This is a genomic window from Methylobacterium sp. SD274, assembly GCF_017355285.1.
Taxonomy (GTDB): Bacteria; Pseudomonadota; Alphaproteobacteria; order Rhizobiales; family Beijerinckiaceae; genus Methylobacterium.
This window is the reverse complement of the sequence record NZ_JADIJP010000021.1, coordinates 57216-71055: the sequence shown is the minus strand read 5'-3', so window position 1 is coordinate 71055 and position 13840 is coordinate 57216. Positions and strand designations below refer to the sequence as shown.

Below are 13840 nucleotides of genomic sequence, written 5' to 3'. Positions count from 1 at the left end.
GGGTCCTCGTGTGGGGTGCCTATTTTTTTTCCATGACGCACTGGAGAGGATGTTGGTGTTTACGCGCGAAGTCCATGACCTGCGTCACCTTGGTCTCCGCCACTTCGTACGTAAAGATCCCGCACTCGCCGACGCCGTTCTGATGCACGTGCATCATGATCTGGTAGGCATCGGCCTGCGATTTATTGAAGAACTTCTCGACCACGTGCACGACGAATTCCATCGGCGTGTAATCGTCGTTGAGCAGGAGGACGCGGTACAGGCTCGGCCGTTTGGTCTTGGGCTTGGTGCGCGTGATGATCGCCGTCCCCGAGCGACCGTCGTCGGTGCCACCCGGTCCAAGGGGATCAGCCGCGCGCGGCACCGTGGGACCGGCAGAATTCGCGCCATCACGTCCGATGGTCGCGGCGAAACTGCCGTGATCCATGACGGAAGAGACCAGACAACGCATCGGGTCGTCGAACATCGGAATAGCATCGACCCCATTTGTGGCAGCGGAGTCCGGACGCGGATATGTAAGAACCGACCGGCTTCCCGACTGCACGCTGGCGCGGCGCACCTGCTTCTCATCCAATCTATAGGCCGTTTCCCGACTTCGCCAGTCGCCTGCGCGCACTTGTCCGGTCACTCGACGCCACGGATGCCTACCGCCGGGCGGACATCGCCCAGGCCCGGCGCCGGAAGGTGCCGTGGCGCACGAAAAAGGGCGACCGAGCCGTCGCTCGATCGCCCTTCGGAATAGCATTTTCGGTCTCTCGGGCGCTGGCGCCGAGGGAGCTCAGTTGGTGGCGGGAAGCTTGATCTTCGTTAGGCCCTCGAGCGGCTTGCCGATTTTCTTGGCGAGCTCGGCATACAGGCCGCCGACCAGCTTCGCTTGAGCGACCATGCGCTCGTAGGACGCCTTCATGAACTCGGCCTGGATTTCCATGGCGCTCTGAGGGGTCTTCGCCTCGGCCAGCTTCTTCATGGTGGCGGTGCCATGCTCGAACGACTGCTTGGTGTAATCGGCCATCTCGGTTCCGACGGTCTGGTTCGTCCGCGCCACCAGCGACACGTTCTTCATCACCGAGTCGATGCCGGATTTGTCGAAAGCGGGGATCTTGTCGAAAAGCTGACTGGTCATGGGATGCGAGATACCCTTTCGGGCATTCCTCTGGGGCCGGATGTCGACAAGGCCGGTTCCCCGACCCGCGGAAGCGACCAATGCCGTCTCTATGTGCGATGCAACATGGAACGTCAAGATCATGTTGCATCGCAGCAAAAACGGTCAAATCAATCGCCAGGCATTAACCGGGCCGTAACCGCGTCGACCTAGCCTTATTGACAGATGTTGCGAGGTCACGGCGGCACGTTCGCCGGCTTTGCAGTGATGATGCAGTGCAAGCCGATCTCACGATCGGTTGTCGAGGACACCCCGTCGCGATGCGTAGCGTTCCGAGTCGCTCCCGGACGACCCATGGACTGCCGGCCCTCATTGCGGCCGCAGCCGTTCTCACGGCCATCGCCTCGCCCGCCGACGCGCGTCGCGGGCACCATCACCGGGGCGGCGGCGGAGGCTACAACCCACCCTACGCCGCCATGGTGATCGACGTGAAGACCGGCCGCACCCTGCATGCGGTCAACGAGGATTCCCTCCGGCATCCGGCATCGATCACCAAGGTGATGACGCTCTACATGCTGTTCGAGCAGCTCGAGCGCGGCCGCTTCAACCTCGATTCGCCGCTGACCATCTCCGCCTTCGCGGCCTCCCAATCCCCATCCAAGCTCGGGCTCCGGCCTGGCTCGACGATCGAGGTCGAGGACGCGATCAAGGCCATCGTCACGAAGTCCGCCAACGACGTGGCTTGCGCCATCGGCGAGAACATCGCCGGCTCCGAGCCGAAATTCGCCGAGATGATGACCCGCAAGGCGCAGGCCCTGGGCATGACTAGGACCAACTACGCCAATGCCTCGGGCCTGCCCGATGCGGACCAGATCACCACGGCACGCGATCTGACCATCCTCGCCCGCGCGATTCAGGACCGGTTTCCGCGCTACTACAAATATTTCCAGACCCGCTCCTTCGCCTTCCGCGGCCGGGTCATCGGCAACCACAACCGCCTACTCGGCAATGTCGAGGGCGTCGATGGCATCAAGACCGGCTACACCCGCGATTCGGGCTTCAACCTGATGACCGCCGCCAAGTCCGACGACCGCCAGATCGTCGCGATCGTGCTCGGCGGAAAGTCGGGCGCCAGTCGCGACCGGATCATGGCCGATCTCGTCCGGGCGAACCTGCCCCGGGCCTATGCCGGCAACCGGCAGACGCCGGCCGTGACGGAAGTCGCCGAGCGTGGCCGTCCCGCCGTGGTGGCGGACGCCACGTCGCGGACCCGCACGCAGGTCGCCTCGGCCGATGACGAGGACGTGGAGGTCGAGACCACCGCTTCGACCCAGCCCCTCGACATCAGCCCGCGCCAGACAACCACGCCCGGAAGCGCCGGCGCCAAGTGGCGGAGCGGCGCCCTCCCGGCCTCGGCTCAGGCCTATGCCCCGAGCAGCGCGCCCGCCGCGTTCCCGGGAGCCAAAACCTCGCCAAGCGGCAAGTCCGACGCCCGCCTCGCATCGGTCGACGGCGCTCGGTCCGACCCCGCACCGAAGGCAGCATCCACGAGCCGCGTCACGCCCACCGCCTGGGTGATCCAGCTCGGCGCCATGGACGACGAAGACAAGGCCAAATCGATGCTCTCCGAGGCTCGCAGCCGGGCCGGCAGCGCGCTCTCCAAGGCGTCACCTTACACCGTGCGGGTCGATCACGGCGGCGCCACCCTTTACCGGGCGCGGTTCTCCGGCTTCAGCGAACAGGAAGCCGCCCAGGATGCCTGCTCGACCCTGAAGCGCAACGGCTTCAACTGCTTCGCCACGCGAAGCTGAACTCCACCAACGCGACGGTTTCCCTCTTCAGGATGCCGAACCCGTCCTGACAACGGCGACGACGCCCTTCGCGTCTTCGTCGAACCCCGACGGCTGTTCGCCGGTCGGGTCTGATCGAGCATTTTTCTGGCAACGCGCGTGGAGTATCAGCGATGTCGGCTCACAAGCCTGTCTCGGGCCGCGTTGATACGCGAAGCCCCCTCGACCGTTCCGCCCTGGTCGGGATGCCACCGTTTCATCAGCGTCCGATGAGCCGTGCGGATCTGCTGCAAGGTCGCCCCGCTCTGAAGCCCCAGGATCTGGTGAGCCTCCTCCTGCGTCATCGACCCTGGATCCGGCGGACGGCGCGACCGCGCGTTGGCATCTCTCTCAGCGTCTACACGCCCGGCGGCCGTCCTGCCGTCGAGATACGTCTGTAGCCGGCGGGCGGCGATGCGATCCACCTTGCGGCAGACGGCGAAGATCTGCATCAGCGCCGCATCCGGAAGCTGTGACAGGCGACGCCCGGCATAGGGACCGATCTGAACGATCCCGTCAGCGGTCCGTCCGTCCGGCATCACCTCGAACAGCACGATCGTGGGCCGTGCGACGGCAACACGCCCGGCCAGTCCGCGCAGCCGGACGACGAGGGCATCGACACCGTCGAGAAACCAGAACGCGATGCCCCCGAACAGGATCGCGAGTTCGACCCGTCCGCGAATTGCCGCCACAGCTGCCAGGGCGAGCAAGACATAGCCTCCGCTACGTCTCACGACACGCGGCGTGATCAGGCGCCGCAAGCGCCGAACGAGTTGGGGCTTGGCGTTCTTCGCGTACCACCACAGGACGAACAGGGCCGCGAGGGCGGCGAGGATCGTCATCGGCGGATGTCGTGATCGAGTGAGACCCGTCCGCCGATCCGGATCTGGACGTCGCCAATCCGGTGCGAACCACTCAGCGAGCCGGCCTGCTCAGTAATACTGACCGGGCAACGCTCACGAGACGGCGGGCGAACTCCCTCGGGAGCGTCGCCGGGACATAAGCGCCGCGCCCTGTCGCTCGCTTCGGCCGGCATCGTGCCGAGCGCCAGCGCGACGCAGACGAGGGATCGGGACAGGCTGGCCTTCGTCGTCATTGCGTGTCTTGCGTGTTCTCGTGCGGCGCGGTTCCGTCCCTACTGCACCGGAAACGGCCAATGTGACAGCCCGAACCGGGAAAGCCTTATTGCCGCGTCTCTGCGACATCCGCCGTGGTGACAGTCACCTTGCGGATGCGCCCGTCCCGCTCCACAGCGAGCTCGATGGACTTGCCGATCCCCGCCGCTTCCATTGCCGCGGTGAGGTCGGCCAGGCGGTGCACGGGCTGGCCGGCCGCTCCGACGATGATGTCGCCTATCGTGCCGGTCTGAACGTCGACGCCACGCAAGCCGGCTTCGGCGGCCGGCGATCCGCGCAGAACCCGCAGGACCACGACACCGTCGATCCCGAGGCGCGCGGCGGTGGCCTCCTGCCCGGCGATGATGCCGATACCCGGATTGCGGGTGCGTCCGTTGCGGATGAGTTCGGGGACGACCCGGTTCACGACATCCACGGGAATCGCGAAACCGATGCCGGCGCTGGCACCGGAGGGAGAATAGATCGCCGTGTTGACGCCCACGAGGCGTCCGGCGGAATCGAGGAGTGGCCCGCCCGAATTGCCGGGATTGATCGCGGCGTCGGTCTGGATGACGCCGGACAGCTCCCTCCCCTCCCCCGTCGGGAGGCGGCGGCGAAGCGCGCTGATGACACCCGTCGTCAGGGTATGGTCGAGACCGAATGGATTCCCGATGGCGAAGGCCGATTGCCCGACCTTGAGATCCGCCGAGGTACCGATGGCGAGGGGCGGCGGAACGGCGCCGGTGCCGCCGAGGCGAAGTACGGCGAGATCGTAGCTCGGCGCAGTGCCGACGATCGTCGCCGGACGGACTTCACCCGAGGAAAGACGGACGGACACCGACCCGCCCCGCTGGGCAGCCGATGCGACCACGTGATTGTTGGTGACCACATGCCCTGCGCCATCCCAGACGAAGCCCGTACCCGTCTGCGCACCGGTGCCGCCTTCGCCCTCCTCGGCGTCGGGGCTCATCAAAGAGCGCCCCTGTGCGGCGGCCTGGGCGAAGACATGCACGACCGATGGGCTCGCACGCTCGAACAACGTCGCGGTGGACACTTCCGCTTGGGCCAGATCCCCCCGCGCTGTGATCGCCCGCGGGGTTTCGGCCGAGAACAGGAGGGCCGCCACATAGGGCTGCCCGACATAGAGGGCCATGAGCACCAGAGCCGCCGTGATCGCGATGCGGCCAAAGCGGTCCGACATGTCACATCCCTTTCACAGCTTTGGAAAAATTCTGGACTGCGTCTGTCGCATTAACTGGTCGGTCACGCATCTCCGTTCAACTGTTTTGACGGGTGGCACGATCCGGGTGCGCAGGCACACGGTTTCGCCCCAACGTTCAAGCTACAAGTACGGCAAGCACTGCCACTCTCAACTCTTCATCATAAAAAGAGGGCGTCCCAGAGCAGCGGCTTCAAGCTTTGTGTCCAAAACATGATGCTTAAGGCAGGGGATAAAAGATCGGGTCTGCCATACTCATCATGGCAATGCCTAAATTGATCGCAAAGCTGCCCTAGAGATGCTTCCATTCTCACGGAAACACATCCCGCGCTGGCTGCGCCAAGTGCTGGTTCAGTCGCACAGACCCGCGGGGAATGACCCTCTCAGGTTCAAGGAAACATTGTTATGGAAACCGAAGCCCTCGAACGTCCTGCCGATCTGACGATCTGGCGGACCACTCCCGTCCCGGCGCCGCTGGCCCAGCCTGCGCGCTACGGTACCCTTCGCGAGGCGATCGAGGCCGCCGCAGGCGCCCTGACCGACCCGGCAAAGCAGCCATGGATCATCACGGAAGAAGGCGAAATTCTCTCGCCGAACTGGATCCGCACCTATCTCAATTGATCCGCTACGGCTTCTGTCAGCCGACTGACGAGCTCTTTTAGACCCAGCCGCCGGCGCGGAACCGACCGCGCCGCGCAGCGGGCGTAACGATGATGTAGCAAGTCGGACCCGCCTGTCCGATGCATGCGTCATCCTTTGCGGGCAACCCGACCCGTCCTACGGCATGGCCTGCCTCGATGCGGGCAATCATCGGGCCTTGTCGCCGATGGTGACCGAGGCTCAGACCTGCCGGTCCACGACCGCACCTTGGCCTTCGGGAAGAACGGCCTTCTGCTGATCGGCGGATTGCTGCAACATCTGGGAAATGGCCCGGTCGCTCTCGCCTTGCTTGCGTATGAAAGTCGTCTGCATCGACTCTCGCGTCGCAGCCGTCTGGTTCGACACGATCGACTGTGCAAGGCCGGCGATGGAATCACTCATGAACGGGGTTCCTCATGGCTCGAACGGGCATAGCCCGTTCGATCTTGCCAAACCTTAAAGAAGGCCGATCGCTATTATCTCGAATTTCTCCGCTCGATCCCGCCGTGTCGATAAATCTCCGGTTTGTTCACGAGGGTGACCAGCACGTAGGAAATGATCATCAGCAAATACCAGGCACCCAGTTTCTGCCAGGAAACCATCGCCCAGGTCGATGTCTGGTTCGGATAGAGCCAGACCCGCGTCCCCGTGCCGATATTCTCGGCAAACCAGATGAACAGTGCGACGAGCAGGAAGCCCAGGAGAAGCGGCATTCTCCGGTGCACCCGCCAGACTTTGAAATGCACCCAGGTTCGGCCGAACAACACGGCCGTTGCCGCGAACAACCCGAGGCGGATGTCCATCGCGTAGTGATGGGTGAAGAAGTTCACGTAGATCGCCGCGGCCAGCAGGAGCGTCACGCCGGTGCCGGGATGATGGGTGAAGCGGAAGTCGAACAGGCGCCACACCCGGGCGATGTAGGAGCCGATGCTCCCATACATGAAGCCGGTGAAAAGCGGCACACCCGCAATGCGGAGCAGACTGGCCTCCGGATAGATCCATGACCCGACGGCGGTCTTGAAGATCTCCATCACCGTCCCGACCACATGGAAGAGCGCGATCACCTTCGCCTCCTCCCAGGTCTCCATGCGCAGGGCGAGAAGCGCTATCTGTATCGCCACCGCCGACAGCGTGAGAAAATCGTACCGACTGATCGCCGCATACGGTGGATAGAGCAGGTAGCTCGCGATGAGCAGGGCGCAGAGCAAACCGCCGAACAGGCACGCCCACCCCTGCTTGATGCCGAACCTCAGGAATTCGTAGAGTCCCGCCGCGAAAGGTCCCCGCCCCAGGGCCCATGCACCGAGACGTGCCTCGATGCCGGCGAACCGGGCGATGGGCGGCCAGGTGCGGGCGGCGCTTTGGGTCGGGATGTCTGTCACGTTAGCGGTTCCGGCAGTGGCGCAGCCCGCCTTAGCGTAGCCGAGGGTGAAGCTCGACCTTATCGATAGCGCGGGAGGGCAATCGCTTGCCGATGCGGACGACCGAGCAAGACGCCGATTGGGAATCGGAGCGTGTGCAACGCGATCTGGCCCGCTTGCAGCAGCTCTTGGCCCGGCGTCGGTTTCGCGCCATCGCCACGCGCGTGTTTCGAGGCGTTCTTGGTAGCGGCGCCAGCTTCGCGGCGCTGATCAAGCTGAAGCTTGCCGGCTCGCTCGTGCTGAAGGGCGGTCTCGCCCTCCTCGTCGGGCTCAGCCTCGCCTGGCCGATCGTATTTGGAATCCTGCTTGCCCTGGCTCTCGTCGTCCTGGCGGTCGTCGGAATCATGGAGGGTGAAACCCCTAACTGCCCGGACACGTGCTGGGAGGCCTCGAAGCGACGCGACAGGCTGCGCGAACTGATCGACGAGCGCATCGAGTGGCTCAAAAGCCGATCAGGAGGCGCCGAGAACTGAACGATGCCGCAGTCTGAGGCTGTGCCGGAAGCCCCCTCCGCGGAGTTGGGATCGCGGTTCATCCTCAAAATGAATTTGAGAGGGATAGCCCGAAGCCGGTGCTTCACTATAATGCTTCGCCATACGCCGCCGCACGAGTTCGATCACATGACGTCCCGTATCCCTGATTTCGCGAACGTCCCCTACACGGCAGATGCCTTCACGGCGCCGGTGCCGCCGGCAGGCGAGCCCTGGATGACGCCGGAAGGCATCCCGGTGAAGGGCGTCTACGGGCCGGAGGATCGCGAGGGGATCGAGTTTCTGCACACTTATCCCGGTGTTGCGCCTTATCTGCGCGGCCCCTACCCGACGATGTACGTGACGCAGCCCTGGACGATCCGGCAATATGCCGGCTTCTCCACGGCTGAGGATTCGAACGCCTTTTATCGGCGCAATCTCGCGGCCGGACAGAAGGGCCTGTCGGTGGCCTTCGATCTCGCCACCCACCGGGGCTACGATTCCGATCACCCGCGTGTCTCGGGCGATGTAGGCATGGCCGGCGTGGCGATCGATTCGATCTACGACATGCGGACGCTGTTCTCGGGCATCCCGCTGGACGAGATGACCGTCTCGATGACGATGAACGGCGCGGTGCTGCCGATCCTGGCGCTCTATATCGTGGCGGCCGAGGAGCAGGGCGTGCCGCCGGAGAAGCTCGCCGGCACGATCCAGAACGACATCCTCAAGGAGTTCATGGTCCGCAACACCTACATCTACCCGCCAGCGGGCTCGATGCGGATCATCGGCGACATCTTCGCCTACACCTCGGCTCACATGCCGAAATTCAACTCGATCTCGATTTCCGGCTACCACATGCAGGAAGCCGGTGCGACGAACGACCTCGAACTCGCCTACACGCTCGCCGATGGCGTCGAGTACATCAAGGCCGGTCTCGCGGCCGGGCTGACCATCGACAAGTTCGCACCCCGCCTGTCGTTCTTCTGGGCCATTTCCACCAACTTCTTCATGGAAATTGCCAAGATGCGGGCCGCGCGCCTGATCTGGGCCAAGCTCGTGAAGGAGTTCGAGCCGAAGACCGACAAGTCTCTGCCCCTGCGCACCCACAGCCAGACGAGCGGCTGGTCGCTGACCGCCCAGGACGTGTTCAACAACGTCACACGCACCTGCATCGAGGCGATGGCAGCGACGCAGGGCGGGACGCAATCGCTCCACACCAACGCCCTCGACGAAGCACTCGCGCTGCCCACCGACTTCTCGGCGCGCATCGCCCGCAACACCCAGCTGTTCCTGCAGCAGGAGAGCGGCACGACGCGGATCGTCGATCCGTGGGGCGGCTCCTACTATGTCGAGAAGCTGACCCAGGACATCGTCGCCCGCGCCTGGGAGCATCTCCGCGAAGTCGAGGAATTGGGCGGGATGGCAAAGGCCATCGAGGCCGGCATCCCCAAACTGCGCATCGAGGAAGCGGCGGCCCGCGCCCAGGCGCGGATCGATTCCGGCCGCCAGACCATCGTCGGCGTCAACAAATTCAAGCCCGAGGATGACCGCGCCATCGAGCTGATGCGCGTCGACAACGGCAATGTCCGCATGCTCCAGATCGACAAGCTCAAGAGGCTGCGTGCTGAGCGCAACCAGGCCGACGTCGATGCGGCCCTTGCGGCACTGACCGCAGCCGCCCAAGGAGAGGGCAATCTCCTGGCGCTAGGTGTCGAGGCTGCCCGCGCGAAGGCCACGGTCGGAGAGATTTCCGACGCGCTGGAAAAGGCCTGGGGCCGGCATCGGGCGGAGATCCGCTCGATATCGGGCGTCTACAAGCGAGAGGTGGGTGGCATGTCGCCGGTGGTCGAGACCGTTCGTCAGCTCGTGGAAACCTTCGAGGAGAATGACGGGCGGCGCCCGCGTATTCTCGTCGCGAAAATGGGCCAGGACGGGCATGACCGAGGTCAGAAGGTGATCGCCTCGGCCTTCGCCGATCTCGGCTTCGACGTGGATATCGGACCCCTCTTCGCAACTCCCGCCGAAGCCGCGCGTCAGGCTGTGGAGAACGACGTCCACATCGTCGGTGTGTCGTCCCTGGCCGCCGGCCACCTGACGCTGGTGCCCGAATTGAAGGCAGCCCTCACCGAACAAGGCCGGGGCGACGTCATGATCGTGATTGGTGGGGTCATCCCCCCGGGTGATTATCCCGCCCTCCATGCCGCTGGCGCATCCGCGATTTTCCCACCCGGCACGGTCATTGCTGACGCTGCGGTGAAATTGATCGAAGAACTCAACGGAAGGCTCGGTTACAGCGCGCGTCAGGCCGCCGAATAGGGCGTTCATGTTACACGACCGTAGTGCAAGAGATCGGCTTCGACGCCGGCCTCAAGCGCTTGCCTAATGCATTTATCGTTTTTGCCGCATTTTTCATCCCACGCCGGGTTGGTTGCGGCGCAGCAAGATTGTATTTCCCGACACCGTACTGAACTGAAATTGTGAGTTGACGCCGATGGCCTCAGGATTTTTCCCTCTCATCCATCCGGTCATCCTCTGCGGAGGCTCCGGTACGCGCCTTTGGCCTGCTTCTCGCGAAAGCATGCCGAAGCAGTTCACTCCGCTCGTGAACGCGGACAGCTCGACATTCCAGGACACCGCCCGTCGGGTCACCGACGGAACCGCCTTCTCGCGGCCGACGATCATCACCAGCAGTGAAGCCCGCTTCATCGTGGCGGAACAACTTCTGCAGGCCGAGGTCCAAGCCGACATCGTGCTCGAGCCGGAGCGTCGCGATTCCGCCGCGGCCGTTGCGGTAGCCGCCCTCCATGCCGCCCGCCGCGACCCGGAGGCCGTGGTGATGATCCTGGCGGCCGACCATGTCATCGGTGACACCGCGGCCTTCGTCGAGGCTGCACGCGCCGCCGCGGTTGGTGCGCAGGCGGGCCGCATCATGACCCTCGGAATCGAGCCGACCGCTCCATCCACCGCCTATGGCTATATCCGTAAGGGCGCGCCCATCGACGGCGTAGAGGGTGCCTATGATGTCGGGCGCTTCGTGGAGAAGCCCAATCGTCATGGCGCGGAAAGCCTGATCGCCGACGGGGCCCTGTGGAACAGCGGGTACTTCCTGTTCCGGGCCGACGTCATGCTGGCCGAACTCGAGACCTATGTCCCGGAGATCCTGGCCGCGACACGCACGGCCCTCGACAAGGCGACGAGCGATCTCGACTTCCTGCGCCTGGATTCCGCCGCCTTCGCCAGCGCGCCGAAAACCTCCATCGATTACGCGGTGATGGAGCGGACCGATCGCGCCGGAGTCCTGCCGGTCTCCTTCCCCTGGTCCGATGTCGGCACCTGGGATGCGGTCTGGGACGTCCTGCCTCGTGATGCGTTGGGCAATGCCGTGCGCGGCCGCGTGGAACTCGTCGAGACCCGGGGCAGCCTGATCCATAGCGAGGGCGAGCACCTCACTGCGGTGGTCGGCGTCGACGACATCGTCGTCGTCTCGACCCCGGATGCCGTACTCGTCACCTCGAAGGCCAAGGCCGGGCTCGTCAAGGAGCTGGTGACGCAGCTGCGCGAGAAAGCCCATCCCGAGGCGGATGCCCATCGCCGGATGTTCCGCCCCTGGGGCTGGTATCAGCGCATCGATATCGGCGAGCGTTTCCAGGTGAAGCGCATCATGGTGACGCCGGGCGGGCGGCTCTCACTGCAGAAGCACTTCCACCGTGCCGAGCATTGGGTCGTGGTGCGCGGCACCGCCGAGGTCACCGTGGATGACCGTGTCGTGCTGGTTCACGAGAACGAGGCGGTCTACCTGCCCATCGGATCGATGCATCGCCTCACCAACCCGGGCAAGATCCCCCTCGAACTCATCGAGGTCCAGGTCGGATCCTATACCGGCGAGGACGACATCATCCGCGTCGAGGACATCTACGGGCGTTAAAACGAGAGACGGTCGGGCTCAGGCGGCCACACGCCGCTCGGCCCGGCCGCGATAGGACAGGGCCTCGGCGAGATGGATGCGGCGTACCCGCTCCTCCCCGTCGAGGTCAGCCAGGGTGCGCGCCACGCGCAGGACGCGGTGAAAGCCGCGAGCCGAGAGACGCATGGTTTCCGCCGCGTCGCGGATCAACGCCGTACCGTCGGCATCCGGCGCGGCCATCTCTTCGATCATCGGAGCCGGACACGTAGCGTTGGTGACGACGCCGGTGAGCCCCTGCGCGGTGAAGCGCTCGGTCTGCAGTGCCCGAGCGACTGCGACCCGCGCCGCCGTTTCGGCCGAGCCTTCGGCGGGAGGCGGCAGGATCAGATCGGCCGCCGTGACTGCCCCCACCTCGATTCGCAAGTCGATCCGGTCGAGGAGCGGCCCGGAGATACGGGCGCCATATTGCGCGACACAACGCTCGTTGGGTCCACGTCGACAGGCATAGCCCGGCTCGAGGGCCTGACCGCAGCGACACGGATTCATCGCGGCGATCAGCTGGAACCGCGCCGGATAGGTCACCCGGTGATTGGCGCGCGCGATCATGACCTCTCCGGTCTCCATCGGCTGGCGTAGGGAATCGAGCACCTGGGGTGTGAATTCGGGAAGCTCGTCGAGAAACAATACGCCGCCATGCGCCAGCGAGGCCTCGCCGGGGCGGGCATTCATTCCGCCGCCCACCAAGGCCGCCATCGACGCCGAATGGTGGGGCTGGCGGAAGGGGCGCCGGTTCGAGAGCGCACCGCCTTTCAGCTCGCCGGCCACAGACTGGATCATCGAGACTTCGAGAAGTTCGCGCGGACCGAGCGGCGGCAGGATCGAGGGAAGTCGCGCGGCGAGCATCGATTTGCCCGCGCCCGGTGGGCCGTTCATCAGCAGGTTGTGCCCTCCGGCGGCGGCGATTTCGAGCGCTCGCTTGGCGCCTTCCTGGCCCTTGATGTCGCGAAGGTCGGGTAGGCGTCCCGTGCTCGTGGCCACGGCCGGTTCGGGCCGGGCCATCACCTGGCTTCCCTTGAAATGATTGGCCAGTTGAATCAGCGAACGCGGGGCCAGCACGTCCATATCGCCGCCGGCCCAGGCTGCCTCGGGTCCCGTCGCCGCTGGGCAGATCAGGCCAAGTCCTCGCGCATTCGCCGCCATCGCGGCGGGCAGGACGCCGTTCACCGCCGTGATCGTGCCGTCGAGAGCGAGCTCACCAAGAACGCAGTACCCGGCGAGCGCATCGGGTGGGATCGCGCCAATGGCGGCCATCACCGCGAGGGCGATGGGAAGGTCGTAATGCGAGCCTTCCTTCGGCAGGTCCGCCGGAGCGAGGTTGACGGTGATGCGCTTTGCCGGAAGCGCCAGTCCCGATGCGATCAGCGCGGAGCGCACGCGCTCGCGCGATTCCGCCACGGCCTTGTCCGCCAGCCCCACCACCATGAACATCACCGCCCCCGGGGCGATCTGGACCTGGACGTCGACGGCGCGCGCCTCGATCCCCTCGAAGGCGACTGTGGCGACGCGGGTGACCATGGATCCAGACCCCTGAGCTTATAGCCAAGGTTAGGATGCGCCATGGCTCATGACAACCAGCGCGTGCGCCCTTGCTGACATGTCATGGAACTCCATTCCCGATTCGCCGTTCGAAAGTGTCACTTTCCGGACCAAGGAGTTCCACCATGTCGATCAAGACTGCGAGCCTTGCTGCCATCGCCCTCGGTTTCGCCCTCACTGGCACCGCCTTCGCCGACCGTGCGCCGACCCCCGAGGAGCGTACCAAGATCGAAGCCACCTTGAAGAAGGAAGGCTTCACCAAGTGGGGCAAAATCGAAGTCGAGGAGCACGAGATCGACGTGGACGACGCCATCGATGCGAATGGCAAGCAGTTCGACCTCGAACTCGACCTCAAGACCTACGCGATCACCACTCGCGAAGCCGAATAAGCGCTTCGTCCGTCCTGGCGCTTGCGTTCCAGCAAGGCGCCGGCCATATAGCGCTCGGGAGGTTGGCGAGGGACGTTTCACTCGCCAACCGGGTCAGGTCCGGAAGGAAGCAGCCCTAACGAGACCGAGCGGGTCTTCGTCCAGCCTCCCACCTTC

The 13840-nt window shown here is 64.8% G+C and carries 14 protein-coding genes and 1 other RNA gene; 7 read left to right on the top strand and 8 right to left on the bottom strand.

From position 1 onward, the window contains the following. Positions 1 to 19: 19 nt before the first annotated feature. On the bottom strand, positions 20 to 466 hold the full coding sequence (clpS, locus tag IPV08_RS17515; RefSeq protein ID WP_210348536.1) for an ATP-dependent Clp protease adapter ClpS: 447 nt from the start codon (positions 464 to 466) through the stop codon (positions 20 to 22). Positions 467 to 778: 312 nt separating this feature from the next. Next, positions 779 to 1123, bottom strand: coding sequence for a phasin family protein (locus IPV08_RS17510; RefSeq protein WP_246748010.1), 345 nt, complete (start codon positions 1121 to 1123; stop codon positions 779 to 781). A gap of 299 nt (positions 1124 to 1422) precedes the next feature. Here IPV08_RS17510 and IPV08_RS17505 point away from each other — a divergent pair, with 299 nt between their 5' ends. After that, positions 1423 to 2913, top strand: a complete 1491-nt coding sequence (locus IPV08_RS17505; protein ID WP_207412809.1) for a D-alanyl-D-alanine carboxypeptidase — start codon at positions 1423 to 1425, stop codon at positions 2911 to 2913. A 146-nt stretch (positions 2914 to 3059) separates the two neighbouring features. On the opposite strand, the gene IPV08_RS17500 is transcribed toward IPV08_RS17505, so the two are convergent. From IPV08_RS17500 to IPV08_RS17490, 3 genes are all read right to left on the bottom strand, one after another. Next, positions 3060 to 3773 carry a DnaJ domain-containing protein gene (locus tag IPV08_RS17500; RefSeq protein WP_056430951.1) on the bottom strand — a complete coding sequence of 238 codons (714 nt, stop codon included), beginning with the start codon at positions 3771 to 3773 and terminating at the stop codon, positions 3060 to 3062. Then, positions 3770 to 4027, bottom strand: coding sequence for a hypothetical protein (locus IPV08_RS17495; RefSeq protein ID WP_207412808.1), 258 nt, complete (start codon positions 4025 to 4027; stop codon positions 3770 to 3772). Before IPV08_RS17495 ends, IPV08_RS17500 begins: the two co-directional genes overlap by 4 nt. Positions 4028 to 4113: 86 nt before the next feature. After that, positions 4114 to 5247: a trypsin-like peptidase domain-containing protein gene (locus tag IPV08_RS17490; protein ID WP_207412807.1), complete on the bottom strand. Its 1134-nt coding sequence runs from the start codon at positions 5245 to 5247 to the stop codon at positions 4114 to 4116. 423 nt (positions 5248 to 5670) lie between these two features. Between IPV08_RS17490 and IPV08_RS17485 the strand changes: the two genes are divergently transcribed. Next, the gene (locus tag IPV08_RS17485; protein ID WP_018044781.1) at positions 5671 to 5886 is read left to right on the top strand and encodes a hypothetical protein; all 216 of its coding nucleotides are present in this window, start codon (positions 5671 to 5673) and stop codon (positions 5884 to 5886) included. 219 nt (positions 5887 to 6105) lie between these two features. Here IPV08_RS17485 and IPV08_RS17480 read toward each other — a convergent pair whose 3' ends face one another. Next, positions 6106 to 6306, bottom strand: coding sequence for a hypothetical protein (locus IPV08_RS17480; protein ID WP_056430960.1), 201 nt, complete (start codon positions 6304 to 6306; stop codon positions 6106 to 6108). Positions 6307 to 6380: 74 nt separating this feature from the next. Then, positions 6381 to 7286, bottom strand: coding sequence for a DUF817 family protein (locus tag IPV08_RS17475; RefSeq protein WP_207412806.1), 906 nt, complete (start codon positions 7284 to 7286; stop codon positions 6381 to 6383). Positions 7287 to 7378: 92 nt separating this feature from the next. Between IPV08_RS17475 and IPV08_RS17470 the strand changes: the two genes are divergently transcribed. The 3 genes from IPV08_RS17470 to IPV08_RS17460 all read left to right on the top strand — a co-directional run bounded on the left by IPV08_RS17470 (position 7379) and on the right by IPV08_RS17460 (position 11720). Then, entirely contained in the window at positions 7379 to 7798 is a 420-nt protein-coding gene (locus IPV08_RS17470; protein ID WP_207412824.1) for a hypothetical protein, read from the top strand. Positions 7799 to 7945: 147 nt separating this feature from the next. After that, on the top strand, positions 7946 to 10111 hold the full coding sequence (gene scpA / locus IPV08_RS17465; RefSeq protein ID WP_207412805.1) for a methylmalonyl-CoA mutase: 2166 nt from the start codon (positions 7946 to 7948) through the stop codon (positions 10109 to 10111). 175 nt (positions 10112 to 10286) lie between these two features. Beyond that, on the top strand, positions 10287 to 11720 hold the full coding sequence (locus IPV08_RS17460; RefSeq protein ID WP_207412804.1) for a mannose-1-phosphate guanylyltransferase/mannose-6-phosphate isomerase: 1434 nt from the start codon (positions 10287 to 10289) through the stop codon (positions 11718 to 11720). An 18-nt stretch (positions 11721 to 11738) separates the two neighbouring features. Here IPV08_RS17460 and IPV08_RS17455 read toward each other — a convergent pair whose 3' ends face one another. After that, positions 11739 to 13274, bottom strand: a complete 1536-nt coding sequence (locus IPV08_RS17455) for a YifB family Mg chelatase-like AAA ATPase (protein ID WP_207412803.1) — start codon at positions 13272 to 13274, stop codon at positions 11739 to 11741. A gap of 146 nt (positions 13275 to 13420) precedes the next feature. Between IPV08_RS17455 and IPV08_RS17450 the strand changes: the two genes are divergently transcribed. Both IPV08_RS17450 and ffs read left to right on the top strand, forming a co-directional pair. Further along, positions 13421 to 13684: a PepSY domain-containing protein gene (locus IPV08_RS17450; protein WP_056430974.1), complete on the top strand. Its 264-nt coding sequence runs from the start codon at positions 13421 to 13423 to the stop codon at positions 13682 to 13684. A 56-nt stretch (positions 13685 to 13740) separates the two neighbouring features. After that, an RNA gene (ffs, locus tag IPV08_RS17445) (signal recognition particle sRNA small type) lies at positions 13741 to 13837 on the top strand. The last annotated feature ends 3 nt before the right edge of the window (positions 13838 to 13840 follow it).

Excerpts from the sequence above, each read along its gene's own strand:
- IPV08_RS17500 (WP_056430951.1), bottom strand. The coding sequence starts at position 3,773 with ATGACGATCCTCGCCGCCCTCGCGGCCCTGTTCGTCCTGTGGTGGTAC.
- IPV08_RS17455 (WP_207412803.1), bottom strand. The coding sequence starts at position 13,274 with ATGGTCACCCGCGTCGCCACAGTCGCCTTCGAGGGGATCGAGGCGCGC.
- IPV08_RS17495 (WP_207412808.1), bottom strand. The coding sequence starts at position 4,027 with ATGACGACGAAGGCCAGCCTGTCCCGATCCCTCGTCTGCGTCGCGCTG.
- IPV08_RS17460 (WP_207412804.1), top strand. The coding sequence starts at position 10,287 with ATGGCCTCAGGATTTTTCCCTCTCATCCATCCGGTCATCCTCTGCGGA.
- IPV08_RS17450 (WP_056430974.1), top strand. The coding sequence starts at position 13,421 with ATGTCGATCAAGACTGCGAGCCTTGCTGCCATCGCCCTCGGTTTCGCC.
- IPV08_RS17505 (WP_207412809.1), top strand. The coding sequence starts at position 1,423 with ATGCGTAGCGTTCCGAGTCGCTCCCGGACGACCCATGGACTGCCGGCC.
- IPV08_RS17470 (WP_207412824.1), top strand. The coding sequence starts at position 7,379 with ATGCGGACGACCGAGCAAGACGCCGATTGGGAATCGGAGCGTGTGCAA.
- clpS (WP_210348536.1), bottom strand. The coding sequence starts at position 466 with ATGTTCGACGACCCGATGCGTTGTCTGGTCTCTTCCGTCATGGATCAC.
- IPV08_RS17485 (WP_018044781.1), top strand. The coding sequence starts at position 5,671 with ATGGAAACCGAAGCCCTCGAACGTCCTGCCGATCTGACGATCTGGCGG.
- scpA (WP_207412805.1), top strand. The coding sequence starts at position 7,946 with ATGACGTCCCGTATCCCTGATTTCGCGAACGTCCCCTACACGGCAGAT.
- IPV08_RS17510 (WP_246748010.1), bottom strand. The coding sequence starts at position 1,123 with ATGACCAGTCAGCTTTTCGACAAGATCCCCGCTTTCGACAAATCCGGC.
- IPV08_RS17480 (WP_056430960.1), bottom strand. The coding sequence starts at position 6,306 with ATGAGTGATTCCATCGCCGGCCTTGCACAGTCGATCGTGTCGAACCAG.
- IPV08_RS17490 (WP_207412807.1), bottom strand. The coding sequence starts at position 5,247 with ATGTCGGACCGCTTTGGCCGCATCGCGATCACGGCGGCTCTGGTGCTC.